Genomic DNA, 18,503 nt, shown 5'->3' with positions numbered 1-18,503 from the left:
AGTACCTGCATACGTGCAGAGAATCTGGGTTATTTGGCGCCGCCAAGGCCTCCCTGTCGGATCGATTCGATATGTCGCACCCCAACCTAGACGCGCAAGTGCGACTCAATTGCATTTAGATCTGCTGGAGGGCAACGAATCCACTTGCATTCCGGGCCGTTCGGGCGTAAGCAGCATCTGTCTACGACGTCATGTTTCGCCCTAGCCTGGTTGGCGTGCAGGGCCGCGCCGAGCTCCTGGAGACCGGAGAGACTGACAAGTGAGACCGCGGTCACCCGTTCGGGGTGGGCGCGCCAGTCCAACCGGATTCTCAAGGAGACTCGCATCATGGCGACCGGTACCGTTAAGTTCTTCAACACCACCAAAGGCTACGGCTTCATCCAGCCGGACGACGGCAGCAAGGACGTGTTCGTGCACATCACGGCCGTTCAGTCCGCCGGCATGGACAGCCTCGCCGAGGGCCAGAAGCTGTCCTTCGAGGTGATGACCGAGCGCGGCAAGCCCGCCGCTGGTAACCTGAAGCAGGCGTAAGCCTGCCGCTTCGGACGGTTCCCCCCGTTCGACTGCCACGGCCCCGGACGGCGTCGCCAGCGGCGGCGTCCGGGTGACCGGCATCGACTTGAAACGGCGGCTGCCCCAACGGGCAGCCGCCGTTTTCGTGTCTCAGCTGTGCACGGTCCTGCACGCCACCGACGCGCAGGTGCGCGCGCTCGCCGTTCGCGCCCGACGGCCGGCCGGTGACGGCGGGGTAGGGGGCGGCTGTTCCGGTTCGCGCGGCGCAATAAATCCCCTCTCCTCCATTGGGAGGGTTAGGGAGAGGAGGTTCGCACGGCATCGGCCGCGGGCATCCTCCTCCCCTATCCCCTCCTCCCAGTGGAGGAGGGGAATCAGTGGGCGCCGCGCGTCAGTCGATCAGCCCGTCGTGCAGCAGGCCGGCCAGCACTTGGTCGATCGCCATCTTCGGCCCCATGAACCCGGTATCGAGCGCGCAGCCGTCGGCGAACGGCACCACGCCGACGCGTGCGCCGCCGTCGGGCGCGTGCAGCACGATCAGCGATTCCACGTTGGCTTGCGGTACACCGCCGGTCGCCTGGCGCAGGAACCGCCGAACGGCCTGTGGGTCGTCGATCCGGACGTAGAGCTCGACCGGCGACCCGCGCATCCGGCGGTCGAAATACGCATGGTCCGCGCAGGCCACGCCGTAGCCGCCGGTCTGCTGCGCGGCGGCGCAGGACATGCCGAGGAAACCGAGGAAAGCCGCGGCCGCCAGAGCCGGGCGTGCGGCGCGGGACAGAAGGGAGGTATGACGCATGGCAGCAATCCAGTCGTTCGTGGGGTCATTGCGTGCCTCCCCGCACACCTCTCCAGTGTGCCATATCCGAACGCGGTTGTGACCGCCGACATCCGCGCCCCCAATCGCCGCCGACGGCGACCGCCTATCCCCGCCAGATCGCCTTGCCAGTCCCGGGCAGGCCCATTTCCGCCCACTTGCGGTCGACCTCCTCGATCACGCTGTCGTCCATGCGCAGCTTCTCGCCCCATTCGCGGCGGGTCTCCGGCGGCCATTTGTTGGTGGCGTCGAAGCCGATCTTGGAGCCGAGGCCGCTGTCCGGGCTGGCGAAGTCCAGGTAGTCGATCGGGGTGTGCTCGATCGTGGTGGTGTCGCGCGCGGGGTCCATGCGGGTCGACATCGCCCAGATCACGTCTTTCCAGTTCCTGGCGTCGATGTCGTCGTCCACCACGATCACGAACTTGGTGTACATGAACTGCCGCAGGTAGCTCCACGCGCCCATCATCACCCGCTTGGCGTGGCCCGGATAGGCCTTCTGCATCGACACCACGGCGACGCGGTAGCTGCAGCCTTCCGGCGGCAGCCAGAAGTCGACGATCTCCGGGAACTGCTGCTGCAGGAGCGGGATAAACACCTCGTTCAGCGCCTCGCCCAGCACGCTCGGTTCGTCCGGCGGGCGGCCGGTGAAGGTGGAGAGGTAGATCGGCGACCGGCGCAGGGTGATCGCGGAGACGTGGAACACCGGGAACGGCTCGACCGCGTTGTAGTAGCCGGTGTGGTCGCCGTACGGTCCCTCGTCGCCGGTGTCGTCCAGCGAGACGTGCCCCTCGATCACGATCTCCGCCTCCGCCGGGACCTTCAGCGGCACGGTCTTGCAGTCGACCAGCTCGACCCGCTGGCCGCGCAGCAGGCCGGCGAACTGGTATTCGCTGAGCGTGTCCGGCACCGGCGTGACCGCGGCCAGGATGGTGCCCGGGTCGGCGCCGATCACCGCGGCCGCCGGCAGCGGTTCGCGCTTGCCGGCCTGCTTCCAGCGCTGGTGATGCTGCGCCCCGCCGCGGTGCTTCAGCCAGCGCATCAGGGTGGTGTCCGGCCCGGTTACCTGCATCCGGTAGATGCCCAGGTTGAACGCGTCCTCGCGCTTACTCTTCTGCGGACCCTTGGTGACCACCAGCGGCCAGGTGATCAGCGGCGCCGGCTCGCCCGGCCAGCAGGTCTGCACCGGCAGTTGGTTCAGGTCGATGTCCTCGCCGGTCAGCACGACCTCCTGGCAGGGCGCGCGGCCGGTGGTGCGCGGGCGCATCGACAGCACCTGGCGCAGCAGCGGCAGCTTGTCCCAGGCGTCCTTCAGCCCGCCCGGCGGCTCCGGCTGGCGCAGGAACGCCAGCGTATCGCCGACCTCGCGCAGCTGGGCCGGCGTGCGGTCCATGCCGAGCGCGACCCGCTCGACCGTGCCGAACAGGTTGACCAGCACCGGCGTGTCCCAGCTGCGCCCGTCCCTGGTCCGCGGCCGGTCGAACTGCACCGCCGGCCCGCTTTCGGCGAGCAGACGGGTGTGGATCTCGGTCATCTCCAGCTCGGGCGAGACCGGGGTCGCGACGCGCCGGAAGTCGCCGCGCCGTGTCAGCAGGTCGCGGAAGTCGCGCAGGGAGGCGAAGGGCATGAGGTTCCCGAAGGTCCGCTATGAACGGGCTGGCTGTTGCCGCACGCGCGGGTGCTGCGGCAGCCTGTAGCCGGTTCCGGGAGCGCGGCGCAAGCCGCCCGCCGGGCGGAACGTCGATCCCGCCGGGCGCTGGCCGGCCGGTCCCGGATCGCCGGCGGACGGAAATGCACTTGGCCGCGCGCGCCAAAAGGCGCAGGCTTAACCCGACTGCAACACGCCCGGATGCATCAAGACGGATCGAGCAAGCGCGACACCACGCGTGGATGACCGTTTCAGGCACGAACCTTGTAAGGCACCTTGTAGCGCACGAGGAGACGAGGGCAGACGATGGCACGCTTCTGGGTCGTCGGCGGCGAATACGCCGACACCAATTTCGAGGTTACCGTCACCGGCGGTGAAGAGTGGTTCGGGCCGTACGACCAGTACGAGGACGCCCGCAAGGTCTGGCAGCGCAAGGCCTGGGGCTCGGTCGACGACGCCACCACCCGCTACCGGATCGAGCGCATCGACCCCGACGAGCCGCCCCGCTGCACGGACTAACGGTGGACCCGCGCCGTTCCGGTGCGCCGCCGGCCGGCAGGGGCGCGGCGTGGCTTGGTGCCCGCCTGTCAGGCCCCGCATGACCGGTCCGCCCTGGAAGCTGCCGAGCGATCCCGCGCATCGTCTGGAGATCGCCAAGGGCTATCCCTATGACGCGCCGGCGCAGTCCTACCTGTTCCGCGACGGCCGGGCGCATCCGCTGTCGGACGCCGGCCCCGCCGACCGCTCGGCCGCCGGCCTCTGGACGGGACGCTGGGCGGTGCTCGGCCACGGGTCGAACCGGGCGCCGGGACAGCTCGCCCGCAAGTTCGCGCATTTCGCGGGCGCGGCCTCGGAGATCCCGGTCACCTACGTCTGGCTCGACGGCTACGACGTGGTCTATTCCGCGCACGTGACCGCCTACGGGGCGATCGCCTCCAACCTGACCTACGCGCCCGGCTGCCGGGTGCGGGTCGCGCTGACCTGGCTGACCGCGCCGCAGCTGGCGCGGATGCACGAGACCGAGGGCGCCTACGCCTTCGGCCGGCTGGACGGCGTGCGGATCCAGACCGAGGCGGGGCCGGACGCCGCCCACACCGACATCCACATGTACCTGTCCGACCACGGCTGCCTGCTCCACGACGGCGCGCCGGTCGGGATCGAGAGCGTGCGCGCCGAGGGCCGGCCGCACCGCGCGCTCGATCAGCCGCGGGTCCAGCAGCTGGTCCGCGACAAGCTGGCCCGGCAGCTCGACGTCGAGGACGACCTCGACAGCTTCATCCTGCACGCGGTCGCCGATCCCAACACCCGCATGCACCGCATCCGCGCGCTGGCCGACCACGCCCAACCCTCCCACGTCCCCCACTTCGAGGCGGTTTAGGCGACGGACGCTGGGGCGGCTTGAGACCCCTGTCCCCTCGAGGGAGCGGGGACCCGCCGATGCGTCCGTCGTTAAGGCGCGGGACCGGTGGCTACTGCCAGATCATCGTCTTCGCCTGGCTGCCGTCGTCGCTCCCGCCGTTGGCGCCGCCACCGTCCACCTGCCGGAAGGCGATCGTCACCGTGCCGACCTGGAAGCCCCATTTGGTGACCTCGGCGGTGTTCAGAAGAATGCCGTCCTCCTGCAGGAACATCCAGTCGTCGAAGGTGACCCGGTAGGTCGAGCCGTCGACCTCCAGGTCGACCTGGTAGGTCCAGTTGAACGCGTTGCCGTAGGCTTTGCCCGTGGCCGTGCCGGGCACGTCGCCCGCGGTCCCCTGGTAGGTATGCGGACCGGTCTTCTCGATCGTCCAGACCCGGCGGTCGGTTTCGGCGTCCCGGTAGCGGAACCGCTCGTCGAGCGTCAGGGTCTGGGTTTCGGGGTTCCAGTCGCCGTCGATCTCGACCGTGAACTGCCGGCGGACGTCGCCGAAGCGGTCGCGGAACAGGCCGTACGCTTTCGTTTCGCCGGCGAAATATTGTTCCAGCTTCAGACGCGGCTGGCGATCCTGGAAGTCCTGTACCTGCATCGATCCGCAGGCGGCCAGCGGCAGTGCGGCGAGCGCGATCAGCAGCATCCGGCGCAGCATCGGGTGTCTCCTTGGGTCGGGTGGGGATGTCGGTCGCGTTGGGACGTTGATCGTGCGGGGGTGCGCCCGGCGGCCCGGGTCTTACCCGGTCGATACGCAGCGCCGCCCGCCTCCGACCATGGTGCGGCGGAACCGGGTTTCCAGACCGCCGGCGCGTCGCCGCGCGGCGGTCGACGTCGCCGGACGACCAGCGGACGCTGGGACGCCCGGCGTGGCCGCGGGCCTGGGCGTGCAGGCGGCCACCGGGGAGCGGCCGGTAATTCCCAGAGCTGCTTGAAGAGAGAGCAACAGTCAGCTGAAAGGCGGAACCTCCCTTCAGCATGTTGCCCTATCGCGTCGGTACGGCGCGGGGCGTCAGTTCGCGCCGCAGGAACGCCGTCACGTCCGCCAGCACCGGCGGTTCGCCGCGGAACAGCCGGCTGAAGGCGAGCAGGATCTCGGCGTGCCCGGTCTCGGGGTAGATCGTCAGCGTCACCGCGCGCCCGTGCGCCCGCGCGGCCTGCGCCAGGGCGCGGCTGTTCGCCGGACGGACGGTGGTGTCGTCCGCGCCATGGGCGAGCAGCAGCGCCGGACCCTGGCCGGTCACGATGTTGACCGGCTGGGTCGCCGGCAGATCCGGGGTGCCGGCGAACGCGCGCCGGGTCACGTCCACGTCGAGCGGCAGGAAGTCGTACGGCCCGGCGAGCCCGACGGCCGCGTCCAGCGGCAGATGGTCCGGGCTGTCGGGGTCGGTGTACTGGGGGTCGGTCGCCAGCATGACGGCGTTGTAGGCGCCCGCGCTGTGCCCCGCGACCGCGAGCCGGCCGGGATCGCCGCCGTAGCGGCCCGCGTGCGCCCGTGCCCAGCGCACCGCGGCCGCCGCGTCCTCGACGAACGCCGGGTACGTGACCTCGGGCACCAGCCGATAGTCGGGCACCACCGTGACGAAACCGCGGGCGGCCAGCGCGTGCCCCAGGAAGCCGTAGTGCCGCCGGTCCCCGCCGGCCCAGGAGCCGCCGTAGACGAACACCACAACCGGGTGTCGCCGGTCGCCCGCGCCTGTCTCCGCCGTCGCCGGCGCGCCCGTCTCTACGGGCGCGTAGACGTCGAGCCGCTGCCGCGCGGCCGGCCCGTAGGCGACGCCGTCGGCGACCTTCGCCGCGCCGGCGTCATACGCCGTCAGCGCATCGATCGTGCCCAGCGGCGAACACGCCGCCGCGAGTCCGCCCAGCGCCGCGGCGGGCAAGAAAGCCTTCAGGCGTCGGGCGGTCGGGCGACGGATCGGACAGCGAAAACGCGGCAACATCGGGCGGGCACCTGAACCAGGGAAGATCGGCGGAACGACGCATCGGAACTGGCGCCGCGGTCCGGCCAGGACCACCCGCTCGCCGGCAGAACGCGCTTATACGTGCCTCCCCGCTGGACCGCGGTCCGGGCGGCGGGCGACCTGCCGAGTTGACGGATGAAACGCGGAAAAACTGGCCCGCTGGGGAGGATTCGAACCCCCAACCTCCTGATCCGTAGTCAGGTGCTCTATCCGATTGAGCTACCAGCGGGCAGGGTCGTGCGACCGTGGGCCGGCACGGGCGGCCGTGTGGGCCGCTGTCGCCATCTATCCGGGAGCGCGTTCGGCGGCGCGCGACGGGCGGTCGCCCGCGATCCCCGACGGCGGCGCGGACCCTAATGAAGGCGGGACGCGTTGGCAAGAGAGGAGTTGCGGGCAACCGATTCGCGACGGCCTCGGTCCAGGCGTCACTGCAACGCGTGGGCGCAAATGCCTTGAATCTCACGGAAAATCCGGCTTGTTCGGCGCATCCCCTTAAAGTAGGATCGCGCTGCACGATTTCCGGGGGGCGGCGTGCCGGCCGACTCCAACGGGCCGCGGGCCGCGCGTTAAGGGTAATCTTAACGATGGCGCACGGATAACCCGCGGGTACCGCCGGCTCACGCTGAAGAATCATGGATGCTCCAAATGGCGAGACGCGCATGCTAGCCATCCGTCGCACGGCGGCCCTGATCGCCGCCGTCGTGGTCCTGGGCGGTTGCTCGATGAACGGACAGGGGACCGACCGGGGCACCGGGTCAGGGGACCGGTCCGGTGGCCCATCGGCGGCCGCGCAAACCCAAGGCAGTTCCGCGGGCAGGTCCCAAGGCGGCTCCGGGAGCGGCGGCTCGAACCAGATGCGCGCCACCCAGCTGGCCTTGAACGGCGGGATCCCGTCGCTCGGCACCACGGTGTTCGAGCCGGAAGAGCTGCCGCAGTTCGAGACCACCGGCACGTTCGTCGGCCAGAAGGTGCAGGAGCTGCGCGGCGACCTGGACCAGCTGAAGCAGCAGATCTCGGAGCACAACCAGCGTCTGCAGCAATTGCGCAGCCAGACCCGCGACGCCGCGCGCACCTACCATTCCAACGTCGCGCGGATTAACACCCGTCTGCAGCTCGGCACCACGCCCGGCAACCCGGAACTGGTGCGGATGTGGAACCAGGCGCGCCGGCGTCTGGGCACCGTCGAGCAGACGGTGAACGAGATGAACCAGCTGTCCAACCAGGTCTCCTCGACCGCGCGGCTGGCGTCCTACCTGCTGGAATCGGTGCAGGCGGCCTACGGGCTGTCCGGCGCGGTCGAGCGGGACCACGAACAGCTCGCGGTGCTGGAGGATTCGACCAACCGCACGGTGGTGCTGATCGACCGGCTGGCGAACGAGCTGGCGTCCGACATCGCGCGGCAGAACAGCTACCTGCAGCGCGAGCGCGCCAACCTCTCGACCCTGTCGCTGGCGATCAAGAACGGCGAATTCTACGGCGACAGCCTGAGCAACCAGGCGTTCGGCGCGCCGACCCCACCCAGCCGCGCTGGCGGGGCGGAGCGCGTCGGCAGCGACCAGCCGCTGGTGGTGATCCGCTTCGACCAGGACACTGTGAACTATGAGCAGGCGCTCTACTCCGCCGTGCGGCGCGTGCTCGACCGCCGGCCGGAGGCCGCGTTCGACGTCGTCGCGGTCGCGCCGCAGGGCGGCGAGCAGTCCGCGCTCGCGCTGTCCAAGGCACGCCGGCAGGCCGAGCGGGTGCTGCGCTCGCTGAACGCGATGGGCCTGCCGCCCAACCGCGTCTCGCTGTCCGCGACCACCAGCCAACGCGCCAACGTGAACGAGGTGCACGTCTACGTGCGCTAGAGCAAGATGCTGAAAGGTGAAGACGCCTTTCAGCTGAATCTTGCTCTCTCTTCCAGCAGTTAGAGCAAAATTCACGATGAAGGTCGACCCGACCTTCATCGATTTTGCTCTAGCAAGATGCTGAAAGGTGAAGCCGCCTTTCAGCTGAATCTTGCCCTTTCTTCCAGTGCGAGGAGGGGGCTGGGGAGAGGAGGGTGCCCGCGGCGTTGTGCCGCGTATCAGCGCCCTGCTGGCCGCATGCCGTGCAAGAGCCACCTCACCCTGTCCCGCTCCCCCTACAGGCGGAGAGCGACCCCGCCGCCGCGGCCATCGTAATTATCGACGGCCTTGGCGATCTCCGCTGGCGCCCCCTACACCAGCTACACCAGCGCGAATACGCGGGTCGGGCCGCCGGTCGCATCCGCGATCTTGGGCGCGCCGACCACGACCGTGGCGCCGCTGGCGGGCACCTGGTCCAGGTTCCGGAGGTTCTCCAGGCCCCAGCGGTTGCTGGGCAGCCAGGCGTAGTGGGTGTCGAAGCTGGTCGACAAGCCGTAGTCGAGCGACAGCGTGTCGACCATCAGGCCCTGGGCGCCGGTCTCCTCCAGGAGGTACTGCGTCGCCTCGCCGTGGACGCCGGGGAAGTGCATCCGGCCGTCGGCGTCGCGCCCGGCGAACTTCTCGGTCTGGGCGTACTGGTCCCAGCCGCTGTTCATCGCCACGGCCGCGCCGTCGGGGATCGGGCCGTGCTGGGCCTCCCAGGCCTTGATGTCGTCCGGGGTCAGGCGGGCGTCCGGGTTGTCGGCCGCGCGCGCCTTGATGTCGATCACGCACAAGGGCGCGACCAGCTGCTCGGCCGGGATCTGCTCGGCGGTGTGCTGGTCCCCGCGCGAGAAGTGGATCGGCGCGTCGAGGTGGGTCCCGGCGTGCTCGATCACCGACCATCGGTACATGTTGAAGCCGTCGTCCGCGATCGCGGTCATCCGCTCCATCTCGATGCCCGGCCGGTTGAAGTAGGTGGGGAACTCCGGGCTCAGGGTGTGGGTCATGTCGACCACGCGCTCGAAGCTGCGGGTCTGGGCGGCGGCCGGTTTGGGCGGATAGGCGGCGGCCATCACGCCCGCCGCGGCGGTCGCGCCGGCACCCTTGAAAAAGGCGCGGCGGTCGAGGCGGTTATGAACGGTTTCCAGGCACCCGGGTGCACACATCGGAAGTCCTCCCTGTTTGGCGTTATTCGCTTGAACCGAGCGATCTCGGTCGCGGAGGGTAGCGCCCGGCGCCGGCGGGACAAGCCGGCGCGCCGGGCCGGAGCGTGCCCCGATGCCGGGCACCGGGGCACGGAGATGGACGCATCGGCCGCGCCCGGCCTTGGGATGACCGGCCCCGCGGCGGCCGCCGCGGGTCGGGGTGGACACAAAAAAGGCCGACCGCCCGATTCAGGCGTCGACCTGCTGTTCCAGCCGTTCGATTTCGTCCTTGAGCCTGAGCTTCTCGCGTTTAAGCTCTGCGACGTGGGAGTCATCGCCATGCGGCCGGGTCTGCTCCCGGTGCAGCTCTTCCTCGAGCTTGGCGTGGCGGGACCGCAGGGATTGAAGACGTGCGTCGAGCGTCATTCGGACCTCCTAGACCACCGTCGATCCGACCAAGGTAACGCTCCCGCGTTCGCTTTGCCAAGCCAAGGCGTGGCCGCCCGACCAACCTGCCACGGCCGCGCCAATCGGCCCGCCATCCACCGCCCAGGCCGCGCGATCCGCCGCCCATCATGACCGTGCCCCCGGATACGCCCCGAAATACTGACCGCGCGGACGCGACCGAGCCGCGCCGCCTGATCGTCGGCATCAGCGGGGCGAGCGGCGTGATCTATGGGGTGCGCCTGCTGCAGCAGCTGCAGGCGACCGGGATCGAGACGCACCTCGTGATGTCGCAGCCGGCGGAGGTCACGCTCGCCTACGAAACCGACCTGAAGGTCGCCGACGTCCACGCGCTCGCCGACGTGGTGCACGGCCACGGCGACATGGCGGCGGCGATCTCCTCCGGCTCGTTCCGCACGCTGGGCATGGTGGTGGCGCCGTGCTCCGCGCGCTCGCTGGCCGAGATCGCGGGCGGGCAGACCGCGTCGCTGCTGACCCGCGCGGCCGACGTCGTGCTGAAGGAGCGCCGCCGGCTGGTCCTGATGCCGCGCGAGACGCCGCTGCATCACGGCCACCTGCGCAACATGCTGCAGGCAAGCGAGATGGGCGCGATCCTGGCGCCGCCGGTGCCCGCCTTCTACGCCAACCCGCAAAGCCTGGAGGAGCTGGTCGACCAGTCGGTCGGCCGGGTCCTCGACCTGTTCGAGATCGACGCCGGATCGGTGCGCCGCTGGGGCGAACCGGCCGCCGACGGCCGGCCGCCCCTGCGCGCGGTCAAGACGGTGCGCGAGCGCTGACGCGCCCGGACGAGCCGGTTGGGCCGGTTGGCGGGTCGTTCTCGATCCGGCCCCCGTCGGCAGTCCTTTCCAGTCTCGATGGCTCTAGCCGCCGGTCCCACGCGATCGAGCCAATCGCGCCGGCCCCTCCCTCTCCCGCCGAGGCGAGAGGGGGTGGGCGGTCCTGCTAATCGGCTCCGCCACTGAAACCTTTGGGGTGCAAAGGTTAGAGTGATTGACGGCCCATGCCGGGGGGTCTATTTCACAAGCGGCCGATGCGTTAGGTTGTGGTGCAGCATCGCCCGGGTCGCCGTTCGGCCGGGCGGATCGCGCCCCGCCGACCCATCCGGCTCCCGTTTGTGGCTTCAAGGGTGACATCCGTGAGCGATACCCAGCGTCCGCTTTCCCCGCATCTGCAGGTCTACCGCCCGCAGCTGACCTCCGTCTTGTCGATCCTGCACCGGATCACCGGCATCGCGCTCGTCGTCGGCAGTCTGGTGCTGGTCTGGTGGGTGGTCGCCGCGGCCAGCGGGGCCGACTACTTCGCCTACGTCCAGGGCTGGATGGGCAGCTGGATCGGCTATCTGCTGCTGTTCGGCTGGTCGGTCGCGCTGTTCTACCACTTGTGCGCGGGCATCCGGCACCTGGTGTGGGACGCCGGCTACGGCTTCGAGCTGGACACCGTTTGCAAAAGCGGCTGGGCCGTGGTCGCGGCGACCGCGACGCTGACGGTGCTGGCCTGGGCGATCGGCCTGTCGGCGATGTAACGGCCGCGGCGCGGCTGCAACGGTTCGGTTAAGGAGAGACGCTGTCATGCGGACGATGCGCACCCCGATGGCCCGCGTGCGCGGGCTCGGCGCGGCGAGGGACGGCACCGGCCACTGGTGGATGCAGAAGCTGCTGTCGCTGGCGCTGATCCCGCTCACCATCTGGTTCGTCGCCAGCGTGATCGCGCTCGCCGGCGCCGACCACGCGGCCGTGACCGGGTGGCTGGGCAACCCGGTCGCCGCCGGGCTGATGATCCTGCTGGTGATCGCGACGTTTTATCACGGCCTGCTCGGTGTGCAGGCGGTGGTCGAGGATTACGTTCATAACGAAGCGGCGAAGTTCGCGCTGTTGATCGGGCTGAAGGGGCTGCACATCGTCCTCGGCCTGACCGGCGTGCTCGCCGTGCTGACCATTCTCTTCCAGGGCTGAGGCGAGCCATGAGCAAGACTAACGGCCAAACCAACGGCAAGGGCGCGAACGGTAAAGGTGGCAACGGCAAGGCGAACGGCGCCAACGGTGGTGCGGCGCCGAACCTGGCCGGCGACGCCTACCCGATCCAGGATCACACCTACGACGTCGTCGTCGTCGGCGCCGGCGGCTCCGGCCTGCGCGCCACGCTGGGCTGCGTCGAGGAAGGGCTGAAGACGGCCTGCATCTCCAAGGTGTTCCCGACCCGCAGCCACACCGTCGCCGCGCAGGGCGGCATCTCCGCCGCGCTCGGCAACATGGGCGACGACGACTGGCGCTGGCACATGTACGACACCGTCAAGGGCTCCGACTGGCTGGGCGACCAGGACGCGATCGAGTACATGACCAAGGAGGCCGTGCCGGCGATCGTCGAGCTGGAGCACTACGGCGTGCCGTTCTCCCGCACCGAGGAGGGCAGGATCTACCAGCGCCCGTTTGGCGGCATGACCACCAACTTCGGCGAGGGCACGGCGCAGCGCACCTGCGCGGCCGCCGACCGGACCGGCCACGCGATGCTGCACACCCTGTACCAGCAGTCGCTGCGCCAGAACGCCGAATTCTTCATCGAGTACTTCGCCCTCGACCTGATCATGGAAGAGGGGCAGTGCCGCGGCGTGATCGCCTGGTCGCTGGAGGACGGCACGATCCACCGCTTCCGCGCGCACAACGTGATCCTGGCGACCGGCGGCTACGGCCGGGCCTACTTCTCCTGCACGTCCGCGCACACCTGCACGGGCGACGGCAACGGCATGGTGCTGCGCGCCGGCCTGCCGCTGCAGGACATGGAGTTCGTGCAGTTCCACCCGACCGGCGTCTACGGCGCGGGCTGCCTGATCACCGAGGGCGTGCGCGGCGAGGGCGGCTACCTCACCAATAGCGAGGGCGAGCGCTTCATGGAGCGCTACGCGCCCACCGCCAAGGACCTCGCCAGCCGCGACGTGGTCTCCCGCTCGATGACGATCGAGATCCAGGAAGGCCGCGGCGTGGGCCCGAACAAGGACCACATCAACCTGCACCTGGAGCACCTCGATCCCGACGTCATCAACCAGCGCCTGCCCGGCATCGCGGAGACCGCGCGGATCTTCGCCAACGTCGACGTGACCAAGGCGCCGATCCCGGTGCTGCCGACCTGCCACTACAACATGGGCGGCATCCCGACGCTCTATACAGGCGAGGTCGTCACCCTGAAGGACGGCAAGCCGGACGCGGTCGTGCCCGGCCTGATGGCGGTCGGCGAGGCGGCCTGCGTCTCCGTCCACGGCGCCAACCGGCTGGGCTCCAACTCGCTGCTCGACCTGGTGGTGTTCGGCCGCGCCGCGGCCAGGCGGACGGCGGAGATCGTCACGCCCGGCGAGACGCACAAGCCGCTGCCCGCCGACAGCGCGGAGCCCGCGCTGCAGCGCTTCGACCGGCTGCGCAACGCCAACGGCTCCACGCCGACCGCCGAGCTCAGGCTCGACATGCAGAAGATCATGCAGACCAACTGCGCGGTCTTCCGCACGGGCGAGATCCTGGAGGAAGGCAAGCAGAAGATGTCGGAAGCCTACGCCAGGCGCGACGACCTGCGGGTCACCGACCGCTCGATGATCTGGAACTCCGATCTGGTCGAGACGCTGGAGCTGGACAACCTGCTGGGCCAGGCGATGACCACCGTCTGGTCCGCGGCCAACCGGGAGGAGAGCCGCGGCGCGCACGCCCGCGAGGACTTCCCGGACCGCGACGACCAGAAGTTCATGAAGCACACGGTCAGCTGGCTCGACGATCAGGGCAAGGTCACGATCGACTGGCGCCCGGTGCACATGAACCCGCTGACCAACGAAGTGCAGTCCTTCCCGCCCAAGGCGCGGGTGTACTAAAAGCCGTTTTCGCCCCCGTCGCGGCTGCGCGGGGGCAGAGGCATCAAGAGGCGTCCATGGTTGAATTCGCGCTGCCGCGCAACTCCAAGATCCGCAAGGGCCACGTCCATCCCGCCCCGGACGGCGCCCAGCGGCCCAAGACCTTCCACGTCTACCGCTGGGACCCGGACTCCGGCGAGAACCCGCGGGTCGACCAGTTCACCATCGACCTCGACGACTGCGGGCCGATGGTCCTGGACGGTCTGATCAAGATCAAGAACGACGTCGACAGCACCCTGACCTTCCGCCGGTCCTGCCGGGAGGGCGTGTGCGGCTCCTGCGCGTTCAACGTCAACGGCCGCAACACCCTGGCGTGCACGACCTTCATCGAGGAAACCGACGGCGACGTGAAGGTCTACCCGCTGCCGCACATGCGGGTGGTCAAGGACCTGGTGCCCGATTTGAACGAGGCCTACGCGCAGTACGCCGCGATCGAGCCGTGGCTGAAGACGCGCACGCCCGCGCCCGAGCGCGAGCGCCTGCAGAGCCCGGAGGAGCGCGCCCAGCTGGACGGGCTGTGGGAGTGCATCCTGTGCTTCTGCTGCACCACCAGCTGTCCCAGCTACTGGTGGAACGGCGAGCGCTACCTGGGCCCGGCGGTGCTGCTGCAGGCCTACCGCTTCATCAACGACAGCCGCGACGAGTACACCGGCGAACGCCTGGACCAGCTGGAGGACCCGTTCCGCCTGTACCGCTGCCACACCATCATGAACTGCACCCGGACCTGCCCGAAGGGCCTGAACCCGGCCAAGGCGATCGCGGAGATCAAGAAGAAGATGGTCGAGCGGCGGGTGTAACGCCCGCGTCCGCCGTGCCCTGCTGAGGGTCACCACAGAGGGCACGAAGAACACCAAGATGCACGAAAGGCGCCGGGGACATCCCCGGCGCCCTTTTTCGTGTGCCGGCAGAGTGCGCGTTCTGTCGGCAAGGTCGCGGCAGGTCCCCTCTCCCTTGAGGGGAGAGGGCCAGGGTGAGGGTGGGACCCCCAGGCATTGGGCCAGGAGTCGCACCCTCCCACGCCCTGACGGACGCGGGCCCCGCCCTCTCTTCTCAAGGAGGCTTTTGCACAGCTCGTTTGGCGCCCGTATGGGGTCCTTCGACACGGACGCCTTCGGCGTCCTACTCAGGATGAAGAGTCCGTTTTGTCAGGAACTTAACGATGGCTTCATGCTGAGGTGCCAGCCACAGGCTGGCGTGTCGAAGCAGCCCACACGGATGCGCATGCCCGCGTGCAAAAGTCTCCGTCGAGCGAGAGGGCACTGCGGTCACGGTCATACGCAGGTGGATATCACGAACGCCGCGAGAGGCCTCTACGCCGCGGCCTTCACGCCGGCGGCCTTGATGTCCTCGTCGACTAGGTCGGCGAACTGCTCGAAGTTGCGGGCGAACCGCTGGGTCAGGTCGCGGGCGACGCGGTCGTACTCCGCCGTGTCGGCCCAGGTGTCGCGCGGGTTCAGCACCTCGCCCGGCACGCCAGGGCAGCTGGTTGGAATGTGCAGCCCGAAGTGCGGGTCGACCTCGGTCGCCACCCGCGCCAGCTCGCCGTTCAGCGCGGCGGCGATCATCGCCCGGGTGTGCTTGATGTCCATCCGCTTGCCCACGCCGTAGCCGCCGCCGGTCCAGCCGGTGTTGACCAGCCAGCAGCGGCAGCCGTGCCGCTCGATCTTCTCGCCCAGCATGCGGGCGTACTCGACCGGGTGCAGCGGCATGAACGGGGCGCCGAAGCAGGTCGAGAAGGTCGCGCTGGGGGTGTTGCCCAGGCCCTTCTCGGTCCCGGCGACGCGCGCGGTGTAGCCGGAGATGAAGTGGTACATCGCCTGCTCGGGCGACAGCATGGAGATCGGCGGCAGCACGCCGAACGCGTCGGCGGTCAGCATGATCAGGTTGGCCGGATGGCCGCCCAGCCCGTCCTCGCTCGCGTTCGGGATGAAGTGCAGCGGGTAGCTGGCGCGGGTGTTCTCGGTCTTGGCGTTGTCGTGCAGGTCGAGCAGACGCGTCTTGGGATCGCAGGCGGCGTTCTCCAGAAGCGTGCCGAAGCGCTGCGTGGTCGCGTAGATCTCCGGCTCCGCTTCCTGGCTGAGGCGGATCACCTTGGCGTAGCAGCCGCCCTCGAAGTTGAACACGCCGTTGTCCGACCAGCCGTGCTCGTCGTCGCCGATCAGGGTGCGCGAACTGTCGGCGGACAGGGTCGTCTTGCCGGTGCCCGACAGGCCGAAGAACAGCGCCGTGTCGCCGTCCGCGCCGATGTTGGCGGAGCAGTGCATCGGCAGCACGTTGGCGCGCGGCAGCAGGAAATTGAGCACGGTGAAGATCGACTTCTTGATCTCGCCGGCGTACTCGCTGCCGCCGATGATCACGATCCGCCGGGTGAAGTCGACGCAGATGAAGGTGCCGGAGTTGACCCCGTCCGGATCCGGGTCGGCCTCCAGCCCTGGCGCGTGCAGCACGGTGAAGCCCGGCTCGAAGTCGTGCAGCTCCTCGACCTGCGGACGGATGAACATGTTGCGCGCGAACATCGCCTGCCAGGCGCGCTCGCAGACCACCCGCACGGGCAGGCGGTAGTCCGGGTCGGCGCCGGCGTAGAGATCCTGCACGAACAGCTCCTGACCGGACAGGTAGGCCAGCACCTTGGCATGCAGCCGCTCGAACGCCTCGGGCGTGATCGCGCGGTTGACGCTCCCCCACCAGACCCGGTCGCGGGTCTCGTCGTCCTTGACGATGAACTTGTCGTTGGGCGAGCGGCCGGTGTGATCGCCGGTCGCCACCACCAGCGGCCCGTCCGCCGCCAGCAGCCCCTCGCCCAGCCGCAGGGCATGCTCGGTCAGCGCGGCCACCGGCAGGTTCCAATGCTCGGCGCGCGCGCACTTGATGCCCTGATGGCGCAGGTCGAAACGGCTTACGACAGGTCCCGTCACACTCACGTCGGCCTCCCTCGAGACGTTGATACAGGCTTCGCCACGCGTCGCCGCCCGACCGGGGCACGCGGCCCTCTCCCGAAGCCTTGCGTGTCCGGCCCACCCTGTTTTTCGCGCCGCGAAAGGGGCTTTTGCCTTAGCCCGTTTCGCGCGCCTGTTCAACAGCCTGCGGCCGGTAAATCACACTTTGTTCGCGTTTAATTCCGGCTCCGTTGGCGTGAGCGCTGTGTTGCGTGGACCCGTTCGCGCCGGCACGCGTCCGGGCCGGTCACCCGCGCTGCGGACTCGCGCCGCAGGCGCGCGCGTGCGTGCGCGTGGGCCGCGCCGTCGCGATCGACGCCGGCCAGGATCCAGGCGCCGCCCTGCGGCCGCGGCCCGCCGTCTGCCGCCACGGCGCACTCCTTTGCCGCCCGCGCCCGGCCGGATCGGGTGACCGGCCCGCGCAGGCGCAGTCTAGACGGAACTTTTTACTTCGTTTTCCGGCTAAGTTTCTGAATGTGAACAACGAATCCGGCTATGGGCGGCTCCGTGTACCCATGTAAACGACGGGCGTTCATTCTTGACATCGTGCTCTAGGTACGATTCGCATAAGCCATGTACATCGAGTCGGTTCCCAATCGCCAGTCGCCGCCCGCCGTTCTGCTGCGGGAAAGCCGCCGCGAGGGCGGCAAGATCAAAAAGCGCACCGTGGCCAATCTGAGCGATTGGCCGACGGACCTGGTCGAGGGCCTGCGCACCCTGCTCAAGGGCGGCGTCGCGGTGGAACGCGCCGAGCAGGCGCTGACCATCGCGCGCTCGCTGCCGCACGGGCACGTCGCCGCCGTGCTGGGCACGGCCGAGCGGCTGCGCCTGCCCAAGCTGCTGCTCGGCCGGCGCAGCCGGCCGGCCGACGCGCGGTCGCGCGATCTGGTGCTGGCAATGATCGCCCAGCGGATCATCCAGCCGGGCTCCAAGCTCGCCACCGTGCGCGCCCTCAACGCTGAGACGGCCGCCTCCAGCCTGAACGGGCGCCTGGGCCTGGGCGAGGTGCGCGAGCACGAGATCTACGCCGCGCTGGACTGGCTGGTGGCGCGTCAGCCGCACATCGAGACCGCGCTCGCCAACCGGCATCTCAGCGAGGGCACGCTGATGCTCTACGACGTCAGCTCGTCCTATCTGGAGGGCCGCTGCTGCGAGCTCGCCCGGCACGGCTACAGCCGCGATCATCGCGGGGACCGGCCGCAGATCGTCTACGGCCTGCTCTGCGACCCGGAGGGCGTGCCGATCGCGGTGGAGGTGTTCGAGGGCGACACCGCCGACCCGACCACGCTCACCAGCCAGATCGACAAGCTCAAGAAGCGCTTCGGGCTCGCGCGCGTGGTCCTGGTCGGCGACCGCGGCATGATCACCAGCAAGCGCATCCGCGAGGAGCTGGCGCCCGCCGGGCTGGACTGGATCACCGCCCTGCGCGCGCCGGCGATCCGCCAGCTCGTCGACGCCGGGCCGCTGCAGCTGTCCCTGTTCGACGACCGCGATCTGGCGGAGATCGCCGCGCCCGAGCAGTTCCCCGGCGAGCGGCTGGTGGTCTGCCGGAACCCGGATCTCGCCGACGAGCGGGCGCGCAAGCGCGAGGCCCTGCTCGCGGCGACCGAGCGCGCCCTGGAGAAGGTCAGGAAGGCGGTCCAGCGCCAACGCGCGCCGTTGCGCGGCGAGGCCGAGATTGGCCAGGCGGTGGGCGCCGTGATCGACCGGCACAAGATGGCCAAGCACGTCGAGATCACCATCACCGAGGACAGCTTCAGCTATCGGCGCAAGACCGACAGCATCGCCGCCGAGGCGCGCCTGGACGGCATCTACGTCGTGCGCACCAACGTGCCCGCCGAGACCCTGTCCGCCGA

17 protein-coding genes and 1 tRNA gene are annotated in these 18,503 nt (G+C 69.5%); 10 read left to right on the top strand and 8 right to left on the bottom strand.

Going from position 1 to position 18,503, the window contains the following annotated elements; genetic code table 11:
* The first annotated feature begins 327 nt into the window (after positions 1 to 327).
* On the top strand, positions 328 to 531 hold the full coding sequence (locus CKO28_RS20405) for a cold-shock protein (protein WP_200342663.1): 204 nt from the start codon (positions 328 to 330) through the stop codon (positions 529 to 531).
* 373 nt (positions 532 to 904) lie between these two features.
* On the opposite strand, the gene CKO28_RS20400 is transcribed toward CKO28_RS20405, so the two are convergent.
* Both CKO28_RS20400 and CKO28_RS20395 read right to left on the bottom strand, forming a co-directional pair.
* The gene (locus CKO28_RS20400) at positions 905 to 1,312 is read right to left on the bottom strand and encodes a hypothetical protein (RefSeq protein WP_200342662.1); all 408 of its coding nucleotides are present in this window, start codon (positions 1,310 to 1,312) and stop codon (positions 905 to 907) included.
* Between the two features lie 124 nt (positions 1,313 to 1,436).
* The gene (locus CKO28_RS20395; protein WP_200342661.1) at positions 1,437 to 2,954 is read right to left on the bottom strand and encodes a UbiD family decarboxylase; all 1,518 of its coding nucleotides are present in this window, start codon (positions 2,952 to 2,954) and stop codon (positions 1,437 to 1,439) included.
* 327 nt (positions 2,955 to 3,281) lie between these two features.
* On the opposite strand from CKO28_RS20395, the gene CKO28_RS20390 reads away from it, so the two are divergent.
* Together CKO28_RS20390 and CKO28_RS20385 are read left to right on the top strand one after the other, a co-directional pair.
* On the top strand, positions 3,282 to 3,494 hold the full coding sequence (locus CKO28_RS20390; RefSeq protein WP_200342660.1) for a DUF4170 domain-containing protein: 213 nt from the start codon (positions 3,282 to 3,284) through the stop codon (positions 3,492 to 3,494).
* A gap of 79 nt (positions 3,495 to 3,573) precedes the next feature.
* Positions 3,574 to 4,353 carry a hypothetical protein gene (locus tag CKO28_RS20385; protein ID WP_200342659.1) on the top strand — a complete coding sequence of 260 codons (780 nt, stop codon included), beginning with the start codon at positions 3,574 to 3,576 and terminating at the stop codon, positions 4,351 to 4,353.
* Between the two features lie 91 nt (positions 4,354 to 4,444).
* On the opposite strand, the gene CKO28_RS20380 is transcribed toward CKO28_RS20385, so the two are convergent.
* The 3 genes from CKO28_RS20380 to CKO28_RS20370 form a co-directional block, all read right to left on the bottom strand.
* The gene (locus tag CKO28_RS20380; protein WP_200342658.1) at positions 4,445 to 5,041 is read right to left on the bottom strand and encodes a DUF3833 domain-containing protein; all 597 of its coding nucleotides are present in this window, start codon (positions 5,039 to 5,041) and stop codon (positions 4,445 to 4,447) included.
* Positions 5,042 to 5,369: 328 nt separating this feature from the next.
* Positions 5,370 to 6,266: an alpha/beta hydrolase gene (locus tag CKO28_RS20375; protein WP_200342657.1), complete on the bottom strand. Its 897-nt coding sequence runs from the start codon at positions 6,264 to 6,266 to the stop codon at positions 5,370 to 5,372.
* 233 nt (positions 6,267 to 6,499) lie between these two features.
* Positions 6,500 to 6,576, bottom strand: a tRNA-Arg gene (locus CKO28_RS20370).
* Between the two features lie 430 nt (positions 6,577 to 7,006).
* Between CKO28_RS20370 and CKO28_RS20365 the strand changes: the two genes are divergently transcribed.
* Positions 7,007 to 8,194 carry a hypothetical protein gene (locus CKO28_RS20365; RefSeq protein WP_242480694.1) on the top strand — a complete coding sequence of 396 codons (1,188 nt, stop codon included), beginning with the start codon at positions 7,007 to 7,009 and terminating at the stop codon, positions 8,192 to 8,194.
* Between the two features lie 359 nt (positions 8,195 to 8,553).
* On the opposite strand, the gene CKO28_RS20360 is transcribed toward CKO28_RS20365, so the two are convergent.
* Together CKO28_RS20360 and CKO28_RS20355 are read right to left on the bottom strand one after the other, a co-directional pair.
* Positions 8,554 to 9,381 (bottom strand): cyclase family protein, encoded by an 828-nt coding sequence (locus CKO28_RS20360; protein ID WP_200342656.1) that lies wholly within the window; start codon positions 9,379 to 9,381, stop codon positions 8,554 to 8,556.
* Positions 9,382 to 9,609: 228 nt separating this feature from the next.
* On the bottom strand, positions 9,610 to 9,786 hold the full coding sequence (locus CKO28_RS20355; protein ID WP_200342655.1) for a YdcH family protein: 177 nt from the start codon (positions 9,784 to 9,786) through the stop codon (positions 9,610 to 9,612).
* A 149-nt stretch (positions 9,787 to 9,935) separates the two neighbouring features.
* On the opposite strand from CKO28_RS20355, the gene CKO28_RS20350 reads away from it, so the two are divergent.
* The 5 genes from CKO28_RS20350 (at position 9,936) to CKO28_RS20330 (ending at position 14,508) form a co-directional block, all read left to right on the top strand.
* Positions 9,936 to 10,601, top strand: a complete 666-nt coding sequence (locus CKO28_RS20350; RefSeq protein WP_200342654.1) for a UbiX family flavin prenyltransferase — start codon at positions 9,936 to 9,938, stop codon at positions 10,599 to 10,601.
* A gap of 359 nt (positions 10,602 to 10,960) precedes the next feature.
* Positions 10,961 to 11,347: a succinate dehydrogenase, cytochrome b556 subunit gene (gene sdhC / locus CKO28_RS20345; protein WP_200342653.1), complete on the top strand. Its 387-nt coding sequence runs from the start codon at positions 10,961 to 10,963 to the stop codon at positions 11,345 to 11,347.
* A 46-nt stretch (positions 11,348 to 11,393) separates the two neighbouring features.
* On the top strand, positions 11,394 to 11,777 hold the full coding sequence (gene sdhD / locus CKO28_RS20340; protein WP_200342652.1) for a succinate dehydrogenase, hydrophobic membrane anchor protein: 384 nt from the start codon (positions 11,394 to 11,396) through the stop codon (positions 11,775 to 11,777).
* A gap of 8 nt (positions 11,778 to 11,785) precedes the next feature.
* Positions 11,786 to 13,672, top strand: coding sequence for a succinate dehydrogenase flavoprotein subunit (gene sdhA / locus CKO28_RS20335; RefSeq protein WP_200342651.1), 1,887 nt, complete (start codon positions 11,786 to 11,788; stop codon positions 13,670 to 13,672).
* Positions 13,673 to 13,728: 56 nt separating this feature from the next.
* A complete protein-coding gene (locus CKO28_RS20330) occupies positions 13,729 to 14,508 on the top strand; it encodes a succinate dehydrogenase iron-sulfur subunit (protein WP_200342650.1) in 780 nt (259 codons plus the stop codon).
* Positions 14,509 to 15,021: 513 nt separating this feature from the next.
* On the opposite strand, the gene CKO28_RS20325 is transcribed toward CKO28_RS20330, so the two are convergent.
* A complete protein-coding gene (locus CKO28_RS20325; protein WP_200342649.1) occupies positions 15,022 to 16,632 on the bottom strand; it encodes a phosphoenolpyruvate carboxykinase in 1,611 nt (536 codons plus the stop codon).
* Positions 16,633 to 17,220: 588 nt separating this feature from the next.
* On the opposite strand from CKO28_RS20325, the gene CKO28_RS20320 reads away from it, so the two are divergent.
* Positions 17,221 to 18,503: IS1634 family transposase (locus tag CKO28_RS20320; protein WP_200342648.1), on the top strand; the 1,283-nt coding region annotated here is incomplete at its 3' end.

The sequence above is a fragment of the Rhodovibrio sodomensis genome, from assembly GCF_016583645.1.
Taxonomy (GTDB): Bacteria; Pseudomonadota; Alphaproteobacteria; order Kiloniellales; family Rhodovibrionaceae; genus Rhodovibrio; species Rhodovibrio sodomensis.
The sequence above is the reverse complement of the archived record's forward strand: the minus strand, read 5'-3'. Positions and strand labels throughout refer to the sequence as shown.

Coding starts and splice junctions, on each gene's coding strand:
- CKO28_RS20405 (WP_200342663.1), top strand. CDS start 328: ATGGCGACCGGTACCGTTAAGTTCTTCAACACCACCAAAGGCTACGGC.
- CKO28_RS20400 (WP_200342662.1), bottom strand. CDS start 1,312: ATGCGTCATACCTCCCTTCTGTCCCGCGCCGCACGCCCGGCTCTGGCG.
- CKO28_RS20395 (WP_200342661.1), bottom strand. CDS start 2,954: ATGCCCTTCGCCTCCCTGCGCGACTTCCGCGACCTGCTGACACGGCGC.
- CKO28_RS20390 (WP_200342660.1), top strand. CDS start 3,282: ATGGCACGCTTCTGGGTCGTCGGCGGCGAATACGCCGACACCAATTTC.
- CKO28_RS20385 (WP_200342659.1), top strand. CDS start 3,574: ATGACCGGTCCGCCCTGGAAGCTGCCGAGCGATCCCGCGCATCGTCTG.
- CKO28_RS20380 (WP_200342658.1), bottom strand. CDS start 5,041: ATGCTGCGCCGGATGCTGCTGATCGCGCTCGCCGCACTGCCGCTGGCC.
- CKO28_RS20365 (WP_242480694.1), top strand. CDS start 7,007: ATGCTAGCCATCCGTCGCACGGCGGCCCTGATCGCCGCCGTCGTGGTC.
- CKO28_RS20360 (WP_200342656.1), bottom strand. CDS start 9,381: ATGTGTGCACCCGGGTGCCTGGAAACCGTTCATAACCGCCTCGACCGC.
- CKO28_RS20355 (WP_200342655.1), bottom strand. CDS start 9,786: ATGACGCTCGACGCACGTCTTCAATCCCTGCGGTCCCGCCACGCCAAG.
- CKO28_RS20350 (WP_200342654.1), top strand. CDS start 9,936: ATGACCGTGCCCCCGGATACGCCCCGAAATACTGACCGCGCGGACGCG.
- sdhD (WP_200342652.1), top strand. CDS start 11,394: ATGCGGACGATGCGCACCCCGATGGCCCGCGTGCGCGGGCTCGGCGCG.
- sdhA (WP_200342651.1), top strand. CDS start 11,786: ATGAGCAAGACTAACGGCCAAACCAACGGCAAGGGCGCGAACGGTAAA.
- CKO28_RS20330 (WP_200342650.1), top strand. CDS start 13,729: ATGGTTGAATTCGCGCTGCCGCGCAACTCCAAGATCCGCAAGGGCCAC.